Here is a 15,147-nt window from a genome sequence, read left to right on the forward strand (position 1 = left end):
GGGGTGGCGTGGCCTGGCGTTTGGGTCGGGCATGGCCCGGTCGAAAGAGGGCACTCAAAGACGCATCAGGTAAGGCCGCGGTCAACTCCGGGCGGGTCCATGCCGCCCATACGAAACCGGCCACTGGCCGATGAACGACTCGGGGAGAACTCGGGGAGCGCGTTGGGCGGATGGACCGCTGGCACCGGACACGCGCGGCCCCCAGGCATGCCCGCCATCCCGCGTTCACACCCGCTGTGCAGGGTGTGTGGGCCAGTCCACGAGGGCGCGCGGGCAGGATGTGTGAATCAGGGAAGTTTGCCTTCACAAAACCTTCCACCCTGCTGGCCAGAACCTGTCTTGTTCGGTCAACTCCGAACGCACCAAGGTGGATTGAGCACTTGAGCATCAGGAGTCACAAGCGCGCTGCTTGACCCGTGCGACCGAACCGCGCGGGTACTGACGGGGGAACTGATGAAGTGCGCGTGCCCACCGCCGACGCTCGGGGGGCAGTTCCTCGCGCACGTCCGGAACGTCTCTCCCTCGCCCTCTCTTGGTGCCTTCATCCGGTGCCCGAGACAGGGATAGGAGGGGGAATGCCGATGAGTGCAGTGAACGCCGCCAAGCCGACGTATCCCGGTGTCTACGTCGAAGAGCTTCCCAGCAGCACCCGCACCATCTCGACCCTGACCACTTCGGTGACCGCCTTCGTGGGCCACACCCGCCGCGGTCCGCTGAACGAGCCGGTGCGCGTCACCAGCTTCACGGAGTTCGAGCGACGCTTCGGGGGATTGAGCGCGCAGAGCGCCGTCGGCTACGCCGTTCACCAGTTCTTCGGCAACGGCGGCACCGTCGCCGTGATCGTCCGGGTCGCCAAGGCCGGCAGCGGCCAGGCCGCCTGCGTCACGCTGGAGTCCACCGAGGGCCACAGCGAGTGCGACGTCCTCAAGGTGCACGCCAAGGAACCCGGCGTGTGGGGCAACGGTCTGCGCGTCGCCGTCGACTACGACACCCCCTGCCCCGACGAGACCTTCAACCTGCGCGTCCACGACGCCAAGGGCGAGGCCCGCGAGAGCTTCACCGGTCTGTCCGCCGACCCGTCCAACGGCCGGTACGTGCAGACCGTCGTCAACGCCGGCTCCCGGCTGATCCGCGTCGAGGTCGTCGGCGAGGGCCGGCCCGACCCGTCCGGCACCGTCTCCAAGCCCTTCGGGCACGAGCTGCCCGACCTCGCCGTGGACCTCACCGTCAAGATCGGCGACGTCGAGCGGGAGTTCACGCTCCACGACCCCGACTGCGACGGCGAGGCCCCGAGCTCCGTCGCCGAGCTGGCGCTGCTGCTGGAGCGCAAGCTGCGCGCCCTGCCCGACGCGCCCGGCAAGCACGCCTTCGCGGGCGCCGAGGTCACCGCCTTCGGCCGGCGCGTCCAGGTCGTCGCGGGCTCCACCGACCCTGAGGACGTCGTCCGCTTCCTCGGCGAGTGCGCCAACGACCTCGGCCTCGAGGCGTCCGTCAACCCGCCGGTCTTCCCGCTGGAGGGCGGCGAGGACGGCGAGGCGCCCGGCCCGCGCGACCTCATCGGCTCCGAGGCCGACAAGTCCGGCATCCAGGCGCTGCGCGGCGTCCCCGACGTCAACCTGCTCGTGCTGCCCGAACTCGCGGCGTACGAGAAGACGGAGGACGCCCTCACCGTCGTCTCGGCCGCCCAGCGGCTGTGCCAGGAGCGGCGGATCTTCCTGCTCGTCGACGCGCCGAGCACCTGGGTCAGCGTGGACACCGCCCGTGCCGGGCTCGCCGCGTTCGACGCCGTGCGCGGCAACCACGCGGGCCTGTACTTCCCGCACCTCCAGCTCACCGACCCGCTCACCGGCCGGCTGCGCTCCTTCCCGCCGTCCGGCGCGGTCGCGGGCGTCGTCGCCCGTACGGACTCCGAGCGCGGCGTGTGGAAGGCCCCGGCCGGCACCGAGGCGCGGCTCGCGGGCGTGCACTCGCTCACGGTCAACCTCACCGACCGCGAGACCGGCCTGCTCAACCCGCTCGGCGTCAACGTCCTGCGGACGTTCCCGGTGACCGGCCCGGTCGTCTGGGGCGCGCGCACGCTGGAGGGCTCCGACGCCCTCGACAGCGAGTGGAAGTACGTCCCCGTACGGCGTCTCGCGCTGCACGTCGAGGAGAGCCTCCAGCGGGGCCTGCAGTGGGTGGTGTTCGAGCCCAACGACGAGAACCTGTGGCAGCAGATCCGCCTCAGCGCCTCCTCCTACCTGCACACGCTCTTCCGCCAGGGCGCCTTCAAGGGCGGCACGCCGCGCGAGGCCTACTTCGTCAAGTGCGACAGCGACACCACGACCGACGAGGACATCGAGAACGGCATCGTCAACGTCCTGGTCGGCATCGCGCCGGTCCGCCCGGCCGAGTTCGTGATCGTCAAGATCCAGCAGACGTCCGGCCAGTTCGCGCTCTAAGGAACGCTCCAAGGAACCCCTGAGGACATTTCGATGGCAGAGTTCACGGTCAACGCCCATCGTTTCGACCCGTACAAGAACTTCAAGTTCCTGGTCCTGTGGGACGGTCGGACGGTCGCGGGCATCAGCAAGATCAGTCCGCTGAAGCGGACCACCGAGGTCGTCAAGCACCGCCACGGCGGCGACCCCTCGTCCCCGCGCAAGTCGCCGGGCCGCTCCGAGTTCGAGGGCATCACCCTGGAGCGCGGCGTCACGCACGACCCCGAGTTCGACCGCTGGGCCAACAAGGTCTGGCAGGTCGGCGCGGGCCTCGGCTCGGAGGTGTCCCTCGCGGACTTCCGCAAGGACATCGTGATCCAGGTTCTCAACGAGGCCGGCCAGGTCGCCGTCTCGCACAAGCTGTACCGGACCTGGCCCAGCGAGTACCAGGTCCTCGGCGAACTGGACGCCAACGCCAACGCGGTGGCCATCCAGTCGCTGAAGCTCGAGTGCGAGGGCTGGGAGCGGGACTACGAGGTGCCGGAGCCGGAGGAGCCGTCGTTCCTGAACCCGGCGTAGCGCTCCGCGGGGAGTGCCGCGACCGGCCGTCTGTTGCCTGACGGCGCGTCGTGGCTGGTCGCGCCCACGCGGCGGTAGCCGCACGGTCAACACAGCCCCGCGCCCCTGATGGGAACTGTTCGGACACTGGCAAGGGGGGGGGACAGAAGGTGATCACGCGGGCGGCCGATGTCCTGGCCACCTGGGAGTCCGGGCTCGGGCAGGCGCCGGCCGGGCGTGCGGTGCTGTTGCACCGGGCTGCCCGGCCGGACCTGGGCGGCGATCAGCAGACCCTGCTCTCGCTGCCGATCGGGGAGCGCGAGGCGGACCTGTTCGCGCTGCGCCGGGCGTTGTTCGGCGAGCGGATGCAGGTGCGTCTCGAGTGCGGGGCGTGCGGCGCGGACATGGAGTTCGAGCTGGACGCCGGGGAGTTCGCCCGCACCCTGGCCGACCGGGGCGATCCGCTGGTGCGGGTCGCCGAGGACGGCTGGGAGGTCGAGTTCCGGGTGCCCGGCGTCGCCGACCTGACGGCGGCGGCGCGGGACGCAGACCCGCGCCGGGCGCTGCTCGCCCGATGTGTGGTCACCGCCGTACGCGACGGGCGGCCCGTGTCCGCCGACATGCTGCCCGTCGCCGTACAGCGGCGGATCGCCGAGGCGGCGCAGGCCGCCGACCCGGGGGCCGACGTCACGCTCGCCATCGCCTGCCCCGAATGCGGGGAGCCCACCCGGGCCGAGCTGGACATCGCCTCCTACCTGTGGACCGAACTGGACGCCTGGGCCCGGGACCTGCTGCTCGACGTCCATCTGCTCGCCACCGCCTACGGCTGGAGCGAGCCGGAGATCCTGGCGCTCAGCCCGCTGCGGCGCCGCTACTACCTGGAGCTGTGTGCGGATGTCTGACTCCACCACGGAAGGGCGGCCGGAGCCCGACTTCCTCGACCGGCTGCTCGCCCGGCACGCGGCGCCCGCCGCGCGGCGACCCGGCGTGGTGCGCGTACGACCCCGGCTGGCCGGCCCGTTCGAACGCGTCGAGGCGGTACGGGCCGCCGCACCGGACCCGGACGGCACCGAGCCGCTGTGGCCCGTCGCCGCCCCGGCCGCCGTCACCCGGCCGGACGGGACGCGCCCGGCGGCCCGCGAGGTCGTCCGTACGGAACGGGAGCGGACGGTCGTACGGACCGAGCCCGCCCCGGCACCCGACGAGCCCGCACTCCGTCCGGCCCGGCCGACCGAGTCCGAAGGGCCGCTGCTGCGTCCCGTCACCCCCACGGGCCCCGTACTGCGGCCGGTCCCCGACACCGCGCGCCGCGCGGCGGGCCGGGGCCGTACCGAGCGGGCCGCCCCCACGAACGCGGCGTCCGTCCCGACCCCCCCTGGTGCGGACGCCGCTTCCCCCGCCGCCGTGTCCGCCCCGTTGCTCCCCAGCGCGGCGGACACGGCGGCCGCACGGGACGCCGTCCGGCAGGCGGCGGCCCGCCGTCCCGGGCGCCCGGCCGAGCAGGTGGTGCAGGTGCAGATCGGGCGGCTGGAGGTCACCGCGGGCGGGGCGCCGCAGGGCGGTGGCGGCAGGCACCGGCCACGGGACGCCGAGCGGCCCCGGGCCGCGGTCAGCCTGGCGGACTATCTGGCCAGGGGACGCGAGTGAGTGAGCCGCGACGGCACGGCAGCCGTACGACGAGACAGACCAGGACGAGGAGAGGGACCGAGGAACCGACGCCATGAGCAACGCACTTGCCCTCGCCCACGTCACCCAGGCCCTCGCCCTGCTGATCGAGGCCAACCTTCCGCCGGACATCGACATCGCGGTGAAGGTCGAACCGCGCAAGCCGCCGGCCGACCCGCCGCTCGAGCCGACCATCACCGTGTTCCTGTACCAGGTCACGCCCAACACCTCGCAGCGCAACAACGACCTGCCGGTCCGGGCGTCCGACGGGACACTGGTCCGGCGGCCGGCCGCCGCGCTCGACCTGCACTACCTGATCAGCGCGTACGGCGAGGAGGCGGAACTCGTCGGGCAGCGCCTGATCGGCTCGGTCGTGCGCACACTCCACGAGATACCCGTACTGCCCAGGGACATCATCGAACTCGCGGGTCAGCGGCCGCACTTGAACGGGAGCGACCTCGCCGAGGCGGTGCAGCGGGTGCGGTTCACGCCGACGGCGATGGACGTCGACGAGACGTCCAAGCTGTGGGGGATGCTCCACCAGACGCCGTACACCCTGTCGGTGGTCTACCAGGCGGTCCTCGTCCTCATCGACGGGCGCGAGACACCGGTGCCGGCGAAGCCGGTGGAGCGGCCGGAGGTGCGGGTGCTGCCGTTCGGGACGCCGGGGGCGCCCGTGCCGCCGGCCGCGTCGCCGGAGCGGGCGCCCGACGGCCCGCGTTCGGAGGGTGCCGCGGAGCCGTCCGACGTACCTGCGAAAGCCGTCGCCAAGACACCGGCGAAGACGCCCGCGAAGGCGACCCGGGGCCGTAAGCCGGCGCCGCCCGCCAGGGCCGCGAAGAAGACGGCCGCCAAGCCCGCCAAGTCCCCGCAGACCCGGCCGGCGGCGGATCACACGGACGGCGACGAGGACACGGAGAACTGAGACCCATGGGAGCGACGGGGGCAGGTGAGGACATGGAAGCGCACGGCACGGCCCCGGCCGGTGCGACGGCTGCCGCCGCCGCGCTGGGCACCGGCACGACGCTGACGGCCGAGATCCGACGTGTCCTGGCCCGCGTCGACGCCCATGCGGGACGGGCGGCGGGGGAGACGCTCGGGGAGACGGCCGCGCGTCGCGCCGGGCAGGACGGCAGTGTGGGTGCGGGGCGCGGGGCGGGGGGAGGCCCTGGTGGGGCAGCTGGGCAGCGTGTCTCGCGGGACCGCGATGGTTCTGCTGCGCGGCGCGGTTCGCAGGATTCCGGCGGGACCGCCGCGCAGCGCGGTTCGCGGGGCCCTGACGTCACCGGCGCGCAGCCTGTCTCGCAGGAATCCGGCGGCACTGCCGCGCAGCGCGGCTCGCAGGACCCTGATGGCGGCGCCGCGCAGAGTGTCTTGCGGGACCACGACGGTTCCGCCGCGCAGCATGTCCCGCAGGACCCCGACGGCACCGTCGCCCCCGGCCGTGTCGGCGCGTCGTCGGAAGGGCGTGGCGCCGCGCGGGGCACCGTGTCCGAGGCTGCCGTCGACGGTCCGGGTGTCGCCCCCCTCGACGCGCTGGTCGCCTGCTTCGGGCTCACCCGCTTCGAGCGTGACCTCGTGCTGCTCGCCGCCGCGCAGGAACTGGAGCCGACGACCGGTGCCCGGTGTGCCGCCGCGAGTGGTGATCCCGAGCGGGCGTACCCGACCTTCTCGCTCGCCCTGGCCGCCCTGGACGAACCGCACTGGAGCGCGCTGCCGCCCGTGTCGCCGCTGCGCCGCTGGCGGATCGTGGAGCTGGACGACGCGTCGCGGCTGACGACCTCCCGGCTCCGCCTCGACGAACGCATCCTGCACTTCCTGCTCGGCTCGCCCTACCTGGACGCCCGGCTGCACGGCCAGCTGCGCCGTACGCCGGTGCCCGACCGGCTGCCGCCGTCGTACGACCTCGCCGCGAGCGGGGTCGCGGCCGGCTGGACGGACGGCGCCCGCCCCGACGCGCCGCTGCTCGTCGAACTGGTCGGCGGCGACCTGCGCAGCCGTGCCGACATCGCCGCCGCGGCCGCAGCGCGTGCCGGGCTCGGGCTGTACGCGCTGAGCGCCGAGGACATCCCCGTCGACCCCGCAGAGCGCGACCGGTTCGCCCGGCTGTGGCAGCGCGAGGCGATCCTGCTGCCCGCCGCGCTGCTTCTGGAGTTCGGCGAGCCGGACCGGGAGCAGCAGGCGGCCACGGAGGCGTTCCTGGCCGGGGCCGCCGTACCCGTCGTCGTGTCGAGCGCCGACCCGCGCCGCACGGACCGCCCGCACGGCACCCGGGTCAGCGTGCCGAGCCTGGACGACGAGGAACAACTGGCCCTGTGGACGGACGCGTTCGATGACGTGGCCGACTTGGAGCCGACCGAACTGCGGTCCCTGATCGCCCAGTTCCAGTTGCCGCCGCACGTCGTACGGTCCGCCGCCGCCACCGTACGCCGTGAACTGCCCTACGAGGACGAGCTCGATGCCGCCGGCCTGGCCTGGCGGGCCGGTATGGACGAGGCCCGGGTCGGCATGGACGAACTCGGCCGCCGTATCGAACCCCAGGCCGGGTGGAACGACCTTGTGCTGCACGAGCGGCAGACCGGCGTGCTGCGGGAGATCGTCGCGCATGTGCGTCAGCGCGCCATGGTCCACCAGGAATGGGGCTTCGCGGCGACCCTGCGCCGGGGCCTGGGCGTCACCGCGCTCTTCGCGGGCGGCTCCGGCACCGGGAAGACCCTGGCCGCCGAGGTGATGGCGAAGGAACTCGGCCTCGACCTGTTCGCCATCGACCTCTCGCAGGTCGTCAGCAAGTACATCGGCGAGACGGAAAAGAACCTCCGCCGCGTCTTCGACGCCGCGGAACGCGGGGGCGCGCTCCTGCTCTTCGACGAGGCCGACGCCCTGTTCGGCAAGCGCAGCGAGGTCAAGGACAGCCACGACCGGTACGCCAACCTCGAGGTCAGCTACCTGCTGATGCGGATGGAGGCCTACCGCGGCCTGGCCATCCTCACCACCAACATGAAGAAGGCCCTGGACAACGCCTTCCTGCGGCGCATCCGTTTCGTCGTCGATTTCCCCTTCCCCGCCGAGCACGAACGCGCCGAGATCTGGCGCCGTGTGCTGCCGCCGCAGGCCCCGGTGAAGGACATCGACCCGCAGCTGCTCGCGCAGCTGACCGTGGCGGGCGGCTCGATCCGCAACATCGCCCTGTCCGGCGCGTTCCTCGCCGCCGAGGAGGGCGAGGCGCTCCAGATGCGGCACATGCTCGCGGGCGCCCGTACCGAATACCTCAAGCTGGAACGCTCCTTGACGCCGACGGAGGTCCGCGGATGGGTGTGACGCAGACGGGGGCGACGCCGTCCGGTGGGACAGGCCCCGGTGGGGCACCGGCGCCGCGCGAGATCCGCGTGGAGATAGGCGAGCTGGTCCTCGACGGCTTCCGCGCGGACCCCGACCGGGTCTCGGCCGCCTTCGAGGACGAGCTGACCAGGCTGGTCCGCGAGCGCGGCGTGCCCGCCGACGGCCCGTGGACGGCCGACGTCCTGTCCGGACTGCCGCCGCTGCCCGCCGGCCTGTCCGCCCGGCGCCTCGGCCAGGAACTGGCCCGCGCGGTGCACGAAGGCCTGTGCGGACGCGGGGAGGTGACGTCATGAGCAACTCCCCGACCCAGGACAGCCGTTCCGAGCAGTCCGCCGAGCAGCGACGCCGCAAGCGCAAGGAGCGTGCGGCCACGTCCCGCGCCCCCGAGCCGAAGGACATCGTCAGCGGCGCCGGTCAGCCGCTCGACCCCGGCGTACGACGGGAGCTGGAGGAGCGCCTCGGGCACGACCTGAGCCGCGTACGCCTGCACACCGGCCGGGACGCCGGCCAGCTCGCGGACCTGCTCGGCGCGGACGCGGTCGCCGTCGGCCAGGACATCTTCTTCGGCGAGGGGGCGTACCGGCCGGGCACGGACGAGGGCCGCCGTCTGCTCGCCCACGAACTCCTGCACACCGTCCAGAACCCGCACGGCCTCGGCACCCTGCGCGCCGGCCGCGACCTGGGCGCGGTGAGCCTGCCCCAGCAGGCCATCGAACGGGAGGCCGAGTCGGCGGCACAGGACCTGGTACGGGACCCGGAACAGGGCCCGGACACGGCCGCGGACCTCGACCAGGCCCAGGCCACCCCCGGCTGGCTCCGCTACGCGACCGTCGACGCGGACCGCCGCCGTACGGAGCAACTGGACCCCGCGACCCTCGTCGACCGCCTCGCCAACGGCCTCCTGCGTTCCCTGCGCGGCGATCCGGAGGACCGGTCGGGCCGCGTCCGTATCCAACTGGCCCGTATGGCGCCCGAGGTGCAGGACAGCGTCCTGGACCGGCTGGAACTGCGACTGCCCGTGCCCGTCGTCGACCGGCTGCTGGAGGGCGTGGAGGAGACGGAGCGCGCCGGGCCGCTGCCGATGGACACCGCGGCGGCTCCGTCGGCCGTCCCCGGTGCGGCGGAGGAGATCGAGGAGGAGCGGCGCGCTCGCGAGGACTCCGAGGCCGATCCCGCCCCCGGACAGGACGTACGGCCGAACGAGCCCGGAAAGCCCGGCGGGAAGCCGCAGGACGGCCGGCCCGCGCCCGGCGGCGACCGTGAAGAGGACGCCGAGAACCAGGAGGACGGAGAATCCGCCTCCGGCGGCGCCGACCAGGAGAATGCCCAGGGCGGCGCGGGCTCGGCCGGACGGCAGCAGGAGGGCTCCAAGGACGAGCAGGAGCGCTCGCAGGACCAGCAGGAGGACAAGGACGCCTCCGGCCGGGACGCCGAGAAGGACGCCGCCGACGAACGCAAGGACGCCTCGGACACCGAACGCGACCAGCAGGACCAGGACAAGCAGGACGAGCGCGACGCCGAGGAGGACCAGGGCGGCCCCGAGGACGAGGCCGCCCAGGAGCCCGAGAAGCAGGCCGGCGAGCAGGAGCGGCGCGAGGACGAGGCCACGCCCGAGGCGACCCACCGCCAGGCCCCCGCCCCGGGCACCGTCGACCGCAGCGGCGCGGAGCCCGGCGAGAAGTCCCGGACGGGGGGTGAGACCGGGACCGCCCGTGCGGTGGGGGATCCCGAGAACGAACAGGACGCGGACGATGAGCCGTTGGGACTGGAACAGGAGTCCGAGCAGGACGAAGCCGACGAGGACACTCGGAGGGACGAGGCGCCGGGCGGCGAGGAGGCGTCCCCCTCGGAGGCCGACCTCCTCGGGCACACCGACGCGGCGAAGAACGCGAGCCTCGTCGAGGAACGGCAGAAGGGCACAGCGCCCCGGCCCCCGCTTCCGTCCACGGACGTCGCCTCGGTGTCGGACGGGGCGCGGCAGGACGAGCGGCCCAGGGCCGCGCAGGACGATTCGTTGTCCGCCGAGGAGACGGCGGCGGGTGACGACGTCCCGGACGCCGTCACCTTCGGGCCGGACTCCGGTCAGCAGACCGATCACTCCGGGATCCGCGGTGGCCTCGGTACGGCGTCTCCCGGTGCGGCCCCGACGGCGGACGCCGCCGGGGTGGGCCGGGACCGGAAGCAGTCGGACGAAGGCAAGGAGGACGCCGAGGCCGCGCGGCGCGACGAGGAGGCCAGGGCATCGGACGCCGCTGCGAGCGGGGCGGCCGCGAGGCCCGGGGAGACCGCCGCGCCGGACCAGTTGGCCAAGGCAGGCGAGGATGCCCGCGCGCAGGGCGCCGGTTCGCCGTCGGGAACTGGAACGGAGAAGGGCGGCGGCGAGAGCCAAGCTCAGAGTGCCAAGAAGCCGGAAGCAGGAGCTCCCGACCGCAGCGGCGGCAAGGATGCCGACTCCGGGGGCGAGAAGGGGAAGGACAAGCAGGCCGACAAGCCCGAGGCCGGCTCGGCGAACGGCCAGCGTGAGACCGGCGGGGACCAGGGGGCGACGGCTCCCGCACCCGAAACGTCAACCGGCAGCGGCCAGGACGCTACCGAAGGCAAGGGCCCGGCCACCACCCCCGGCCCGGAGAGCGGCCCGGACAAGGTCTCCACCCCGGGACTCGGGAGTGCGCCCAAACTGGCACCGGGCAACGGGCCTTCGCCTCTGGCAGCAGGACCGGAAGCGAAGACCAATACCCCCAAAGCTTCCGAGTCCCCGGGATCCGGCGGAGCATCGAGCGGTTCCACGAGCTCGCGCTCCCGCCCGACGGGCAGCAAGCGCCAGGCGGCACGAAAGGCTGCAAAGACTGCGTCGCGCCGGGGCGGTGGCGGAAGCGGAGGCGGCGGCCGCAAGTCCCCGGCCCCCGCATCCGTCCGCTCCGGCGGCCGCCCCTCCCGTTCCGGCGGATCCAAGGCCAACCCCAAGGCCAAGAAGGAGACCCCACCCCCGGACGTCTCCAACGCCACCCCCGAGTCCGGCCTGTCGACGGCCGAGGGACTCAAGCCGCACCAGGCCCTGGAAACGCTCAAGGGCGTCGGCAGCGCGGTCGGCCGCTCGGTCGACAAGGAACGCACCACCCTGCGCAAGGCGCCGCCGAAGATGCAGCGGCCCTCCGGCTCCCCGCGCACGGTCCCCGGCGGCCCCCGTGCGGCGGCCCCGGGCACGTACACGAACGCCAAGGTCGCCCGTACGGACGCGGCGCAGGGCAAGACGCCCGAGATCAAGGGCGAGCAGAAGCCGGAAGGCGACGTCCCGGGCGCGAACGTGCCGGAGCCCAGCTGGTGGGACATCGCCGTCACCATCGGCGCCCAGCTCTTCGGCAAGCTGCTGAAGGAGATCCTTCCGCTCGACGACCTGATCGACTCCATCCTCGGGCTGCCGACCAAGGACGAGGGGCTGAAGAACGCCCGCGTGGGCGACGCCCCGAGGCTTCCGCTGGAGAACGACTCGGACCCGCAGCGCACCGACGAGCAGGGCCACAAGCTCGACGAGCGCAAGAACGAACTGCACCAGTCGGGACGTGACGACGCGGCCCGCCCGATGGGCGAGGACCAGATCTATCCCGATGTGCCCAAGGAGACCCTGACCGGCAAGGTGGCCGGCGGGAAGAAGTCCGCGAAGGGCGGCGGCGGGCGGTCGGTGTCCGGCGGCGGGGTGCCGATCGAGTCCGCCTCGGCGGTCGCCGAGCACGACCGGGGCCCGCAGATCCAGGCGGGCTTCTCCCGGGGCCGGGACAAGATGGGCCAGGAGCGCCAGGCCAAGGACAAGAAGGCGGCGGACGACCGCAAGCAGCACGACCGTGACCTCCAGAAGGAGGTCACGGCCAGCGGCAAGAAGCAGTCCGACGCCCGCGACAAGGGCCGTTCCGACATCGCCGACTCACGGGACCGGTGGCGCGGGGAGCAGGACGCCAAGGTCTCGGAGATCGACGGCAAGAAGGGCAAGAAGTACGACAAGGTCCGCGACGACATCAAGAAGAAGGAGGAGGACACCGACAAAGACGTCGACAAGCGGACCGAGGACGACAACAAGAAGATCGACGACGAGCAGACCAACGCCGAGAAGGAGGCGGAGAAGAAGCAGGAGGACGGCAAGGACGACGCCGACAACTGGCTCGAAGAGGCCATCGAGAAGCTCAAGGAGTTCTTCGAGAAGCTCAAGAACGCCATCAAGAGCGTCTTCGAGAAGGCCCGCCAGGTCGTCACCGACCTCATCGACAAGTTCAAGCAGCAGGTCTTCAAGCTCATCGACGACGCCCGCAACTGGGTCATCGACCAGATCAACACCTTCGCCGACGCGCTGATCGCCCTCGGCGACGAACTCCTCGCCGACTACCCGGCGATGCGCGACAAGTGGCGCAACACCATCGACGGCGCGCGCGACTGGGCCGTACAGAAGGTCAACGAGGCGGCGGACGCGCTGAAGGAGGTCGCGGGCAAGCTCCTCGACGGCCTGTGCGGCGCGCTCCTGGCGGGGCTCGACGCCCTGGAGGGCGGCCTGCTGGCAGCGGTCGACATCGCCGAGACGGTCACCGTCGGCGCGCTGGAGTTCGGTGCCGCCGCGGTCGCCGCGCTCGGTGAGTGGGCGGCCATCTTCAACGACATCGTCTCCGACCCGGGCGACTGGATCGGCAAGGCCGGTGCCGCCGCGGAGACGGGCGCCAAGGAACACCTCTTCGAGGAGATCAAGACCGCGGTCAGGGCCTGGTTCAACCAGAAGGTCCAGGAGATCATCGGCATCCCGATGGAGGACTTCCAGGAGCTGATCTCCGGGGGCGTCACCGTCGAGCAGATGGCGCAGATGGCCTGGGACGAGGCCCTTCCCCAACTCCCCGTCATCATCGGCGTGATGGTCGTCGAGAAGGTCGTCGCCAAGCTCATCCCCGGCGCCGGCTGGGTCATGGCCGTCATCGACGCCCTGCAGACCGCGTGGGGCGCCCTCAGCGAGATCCTCGCCGCCTTCGGCCTGTTCATGGACTTCCTCAAGTCCGTCAAGAGCGGCAACGGCGCGCTGCCGTTCGCGAAGGCGGTCGCGGCGGGAGTCGTCGCGCTGCTGGAGCTGGTCTACGAGTTCCTCATCGAGGGCGTCGGCCGCTTCATGGGCAAGGTGGCCGAACGGCTCGGCGACATGCTCAAGAACCTCCGCACGAAGAAGAACAAGCCGGGCCCCGCCGACGACAAGCCGGACGCCCCCGCCAAACCCAAGGACGAACGCCAAGCCCCGACCGACGACCGCACCCCCGACCGCACGAACGACGGCCCCACCAACCGCCCGTCGGCACCCCGCAAGCCGTCCCCGGACAAGACCTCCCGCCCGCCCTCGAAGCCCCGCCCCGGCAAGCGCCCCACCCCGGAGAAGAAGCGACGCCCCGCCCACACCACTCGCCCGAAGAAGCGCCGCGACGACGACGAACGCCGCGACGAGGGCCGCGAGGTGAACGCGGCCAGGCGCCGGGCAAAGGACGCCGAGCGCAGGATGCGCGACGACGACAGGGACGAGCGCGGCAGCGGGGTCGACCGCCGCGGCCCGGCACGGGACACGCTCCGCGACCGGCGTCGCCCCGGCGCCGACCGGAGGGACGGCCGTGACCGCGACGCCCGCGACACGCGTCCCGATGACCGCCGTACGGACGACGGACGGCGCGCCGACGAGCCCCGCACCGACGACAGGCGGCGCCCCGACGAGCGCCGCCGGGACACCGACAGCACGCCCGACCGCCGCCCCCGGGACCGTCAGCCCGGTGACCGGCCTCGCCGCAGCCCGCTCCGGCGCGCCCGCCAGACGGTCAAGGCGGCCGTCAGCCGCGCCCGCCGGGCGGCGCGCAAGCTCTACGGGAAAGCCCGTCGTCGGCTCGGCAACCGTCTCAACGACCGGCTGCGCCGGCTGCGCGACCAGTGGCGGCGTCGGCACGATCGGGACCGCACACGTGGGAGGGACCGCGACCGGCGACGCGACAACGACAGGCGGCGGGAGGAGACCAGGCAGCAGCAGGCGCCGCCGCTTCCCCGGGTGCGGTTCCGTATGGCCGACGGCGAGGTGCACACCTTGCTGTTCAACGGCCGTACGCAGAGCGCCGACCTCGTGGTGCGCAGTGTGCAGCAAGCGATGAGCGCGTTCTTCGCCGACTGGCAGTCGGACATCGCGACGATGCCCGCCGGTACCGAGAGGAACGCCCAGACGACCGCCCTCGGCAAGGCGGACGCGCTGGCTCAGCACGTCGACGGAATGCAGAACAGTATGTCGCCCCGGTACACGACCGCGAACTACGGCAGCCGTCCGATTCCCACGAACATCCGGTCCTGGCAGTACAAGCGACTCCAGACGGCGATGGCCAAACTCGCCCGCCTCCTCGAAGAACGCGACACGAACAACAACAACGATATTCCCCCTGCGGTCTTCCCGCCGTTCGTGGACAACGTGCGGGCACGGAACTTCAAGGCCCACTACCTGCAACAGGGCATTCCGAAGGGGCAACCGGCAGGGTTGCACAACAAGAAACAGCCCAACCCCGTCGGGTGGAGCCAAGCCCTTTCCCAGGCCCCGAACCATTTCGTCAAGATGCACCTCTTGCCCTTCAAGCTGGGCGGCCTGGCATCCGGCTCGAATCTCGTACCGGCACCGGGTGACATCAACACGAGATTCCACTACGGCGTCGAAGACGAAGCGAACACGGCGAGGTCGGCGGCGGGGAAGGCGATCTGGTACACCGTCCGGGTCAAGTTCCGCAGCAACCCGCACGAGTTCTTCCCGGAGAACGTCATGACCAGGTGGAACTACCACTACAAGTCCGGGAACACGTGGAAGGAAAGGCCGCCGATCACGGCGCCGAAGCACCACTACACCGAGGACATTCCGTTGCCGAAGTTCATCGAAGTGAACCGGCAGAGCGAAGAGGACCGCATGTTCTCGAAGTACTTCAAGGCATCCACCAAGATGGCCGCGGAGATCAGGAAGCTGTCCCGCCAGCGGCGGTTCCGAAACGTCGGCGATCTCACCACGCGGCTGGAGAAACACCTGAAGGCGACCAGCAGTCCGTTGCAGAGCGAGTTCAGCACGGTCAAGGCGGAGATCCGCGCACGGCATGTAGAAGGACTGATCTCCTACTGACCACGTACCGCCCCACGC

At 72.2% G+C, this 15,147-nt stretch carries 8 protein-coding genes; all 8 read left to right on the forward strand.

What is annotated here, in order from left to right; translation table 11 throughout:
* Positions 1 to 575: 575 nt before the first annotated feature.
* Positions 576 to 2,441 (forward strand): phage tail sheath subtilisin-like domain-containing protein, encoded by a 1,866-nt coding sequence (locus ACFT4A_RS30775; RefSeq protein ID WP_382836430.1) that lies wholly within the window; start codon positions 576 to 578, stop codon positions 2,439 to 2,441.
* 33 nt (positions 2,442 to 2,474) lie between these two features.
* The gene (locus tag ACFT4A_RS30780; protein WP_004003113.1) at positions 2,475 to 2,999 is read left to right on the forward strand and encodes a phage tail protein; all 525 of its coding nucleotides are present in this window, start codon (positions 2,475 to 2,477) and stop codon (positions 2,997 to 2,999) included.
* Positions 3,000 to 3,148: 149 nt separating this feature from the next.
* Positions 3,149 to 3,880: a hypothetical protein gene (locus ACFT4A_RS30785; RefSeq protein ID WP_382836433.1), complete on the forward strand. Its 732-nt coding sequence runs from the start codon at positions 3,149 to 3,151 to the stop codon at positions 3,878 to 3,880.
* Positions 3,873 to 4,625 (forward strand): hypothetical protein, encoded by a 753-nt coding sequence (locus ACFT4A_RS30790; RefSeq protein WP_382836435.1) that lies wholly within the window; start codon positions 3,873 to 3,875, stop codon positions 4,623 to 4,625. The genes ACFT4A_RS30785 and ACFT4A_RS30790 overlap by 8 nt, the downstream gene beginning before the upstream one ends.
* 73 nt (positions 4,626 to 4,698) lie before the next feature.
* Positions 4,699 to 5,568 (forward strand): Pvc16 family protein, encoded by an 870-nt coding sequence (locus tag ACFT4A_RS30795; protein WP_382836438.1) that lies wholly within the window; start codon positions 4,699 to 4,701, stop codon positions 5,566 to 5,568.
* Between the two features lie 32 nt (positions 5,569 to 5,600).
* Positions 5,601 to 7,961: an AAA family ATPase gene (locus ACFT4A_RS30800; protein WP_382836441.1), complete on the forward strand. Its 2,361-nt coding sequence runs from the start codon at positions 5,601 to 5,603 to the stop codon at positions 7,959 to 7,961.
* Positions 7,952 to 8,275: a hypothetical protein gene (locus tag ACFT4A_RS30805; RefSeq protein ID WP_382836444.1), complete on the forward strand. Its 324-nt coding sequence runs from the start codon at positions 7,952 to 7,954 to the stop codon at positions 8,273 to 8,275. The genes ACFT4A_RS30800 and ACFT4A_RS30805 overlap by 10 nt, the downstream gene beginning before the upstream one ends.
* A complete protein-coding gene (locus ACFT4A_RS30810; RefSeq protein WP_382836447.1) occupies positions 8,272 to 15,129 on the forward strand; it encodes a DUF4157 domain-containing protein in 6,858 nt (2,285 codons plus the stop codon). Before ACFT4A_RS30805 ends, ACFT4A_RS30810 begins: the two co-directional genes overlap by 4 nt.
* Positions 15,130 to 15,147: the final 18 nt, after the last annotated feature.

The organism is Streptomyces sp. NPDC057099 (genome assembly GCF_042671245.1).
Classification (GTDB): domain Bacteria; phylum Actinomycetota; class Actinomycetes; order Streptomycetales; family Streptomycetaceae; genus Streptomyces; species Streptomyces purpurascens.

Bases quoted from the DNA above. Each gene is read 5' to 3' on its own strand.
- ACFT4A_RS30775 (WP_382836430.1), top strand. From the start codon at position 576: ATGCCGATGAGTGCAGTGAACGCCGCCAAGCCGACGTATCCCGGTGTC.
- ACFT4A_RS30780 (WP_004003113.1), top strand. From the start codon at position 2,475: ATGGCAGAGTTCACGGTCAACGCCCATCGTTTCGACCCGTACAAGAAC.
- ACFT4A_RS30790 (WP_382836435.1), top strand. From the start codon at position 3,873: ATGTCTGACTCCACCACGGAAGGGCGGCCGGAGCCCGACTTCCTCGAC.
- ACFT4A_RS30795 (WP_382836438.1), top strand. From the start codon at position 4,699: ATGAGCAACGCACTTGCCCTCGCCCACGTCACCCAGGCCCTCGCCCTG.
- ACFT4A_RS30800 (WP_382836441.1), top strand. From the start codon at position 5,601: ATGGAAGCGCACGGCACGGCCCCGGCCGGTGCGACGGCTGCCGCCGCC.
- ACFT4A_RS30805 (WP_382836444.1), top strand. From the start codon at position 7,952: ATGGGTGTGACGCAGACGGGGGCGACGCCGTCCGGTGGGACAGGCCCC.
- ACFT4A_RS30810 (WP_382836447.1), top strand. From the start codon at position 8,272: ATGAGCAACTCCCCGACCCAGGACAGCCGTTCCGAGCAGTCCGCCGAG.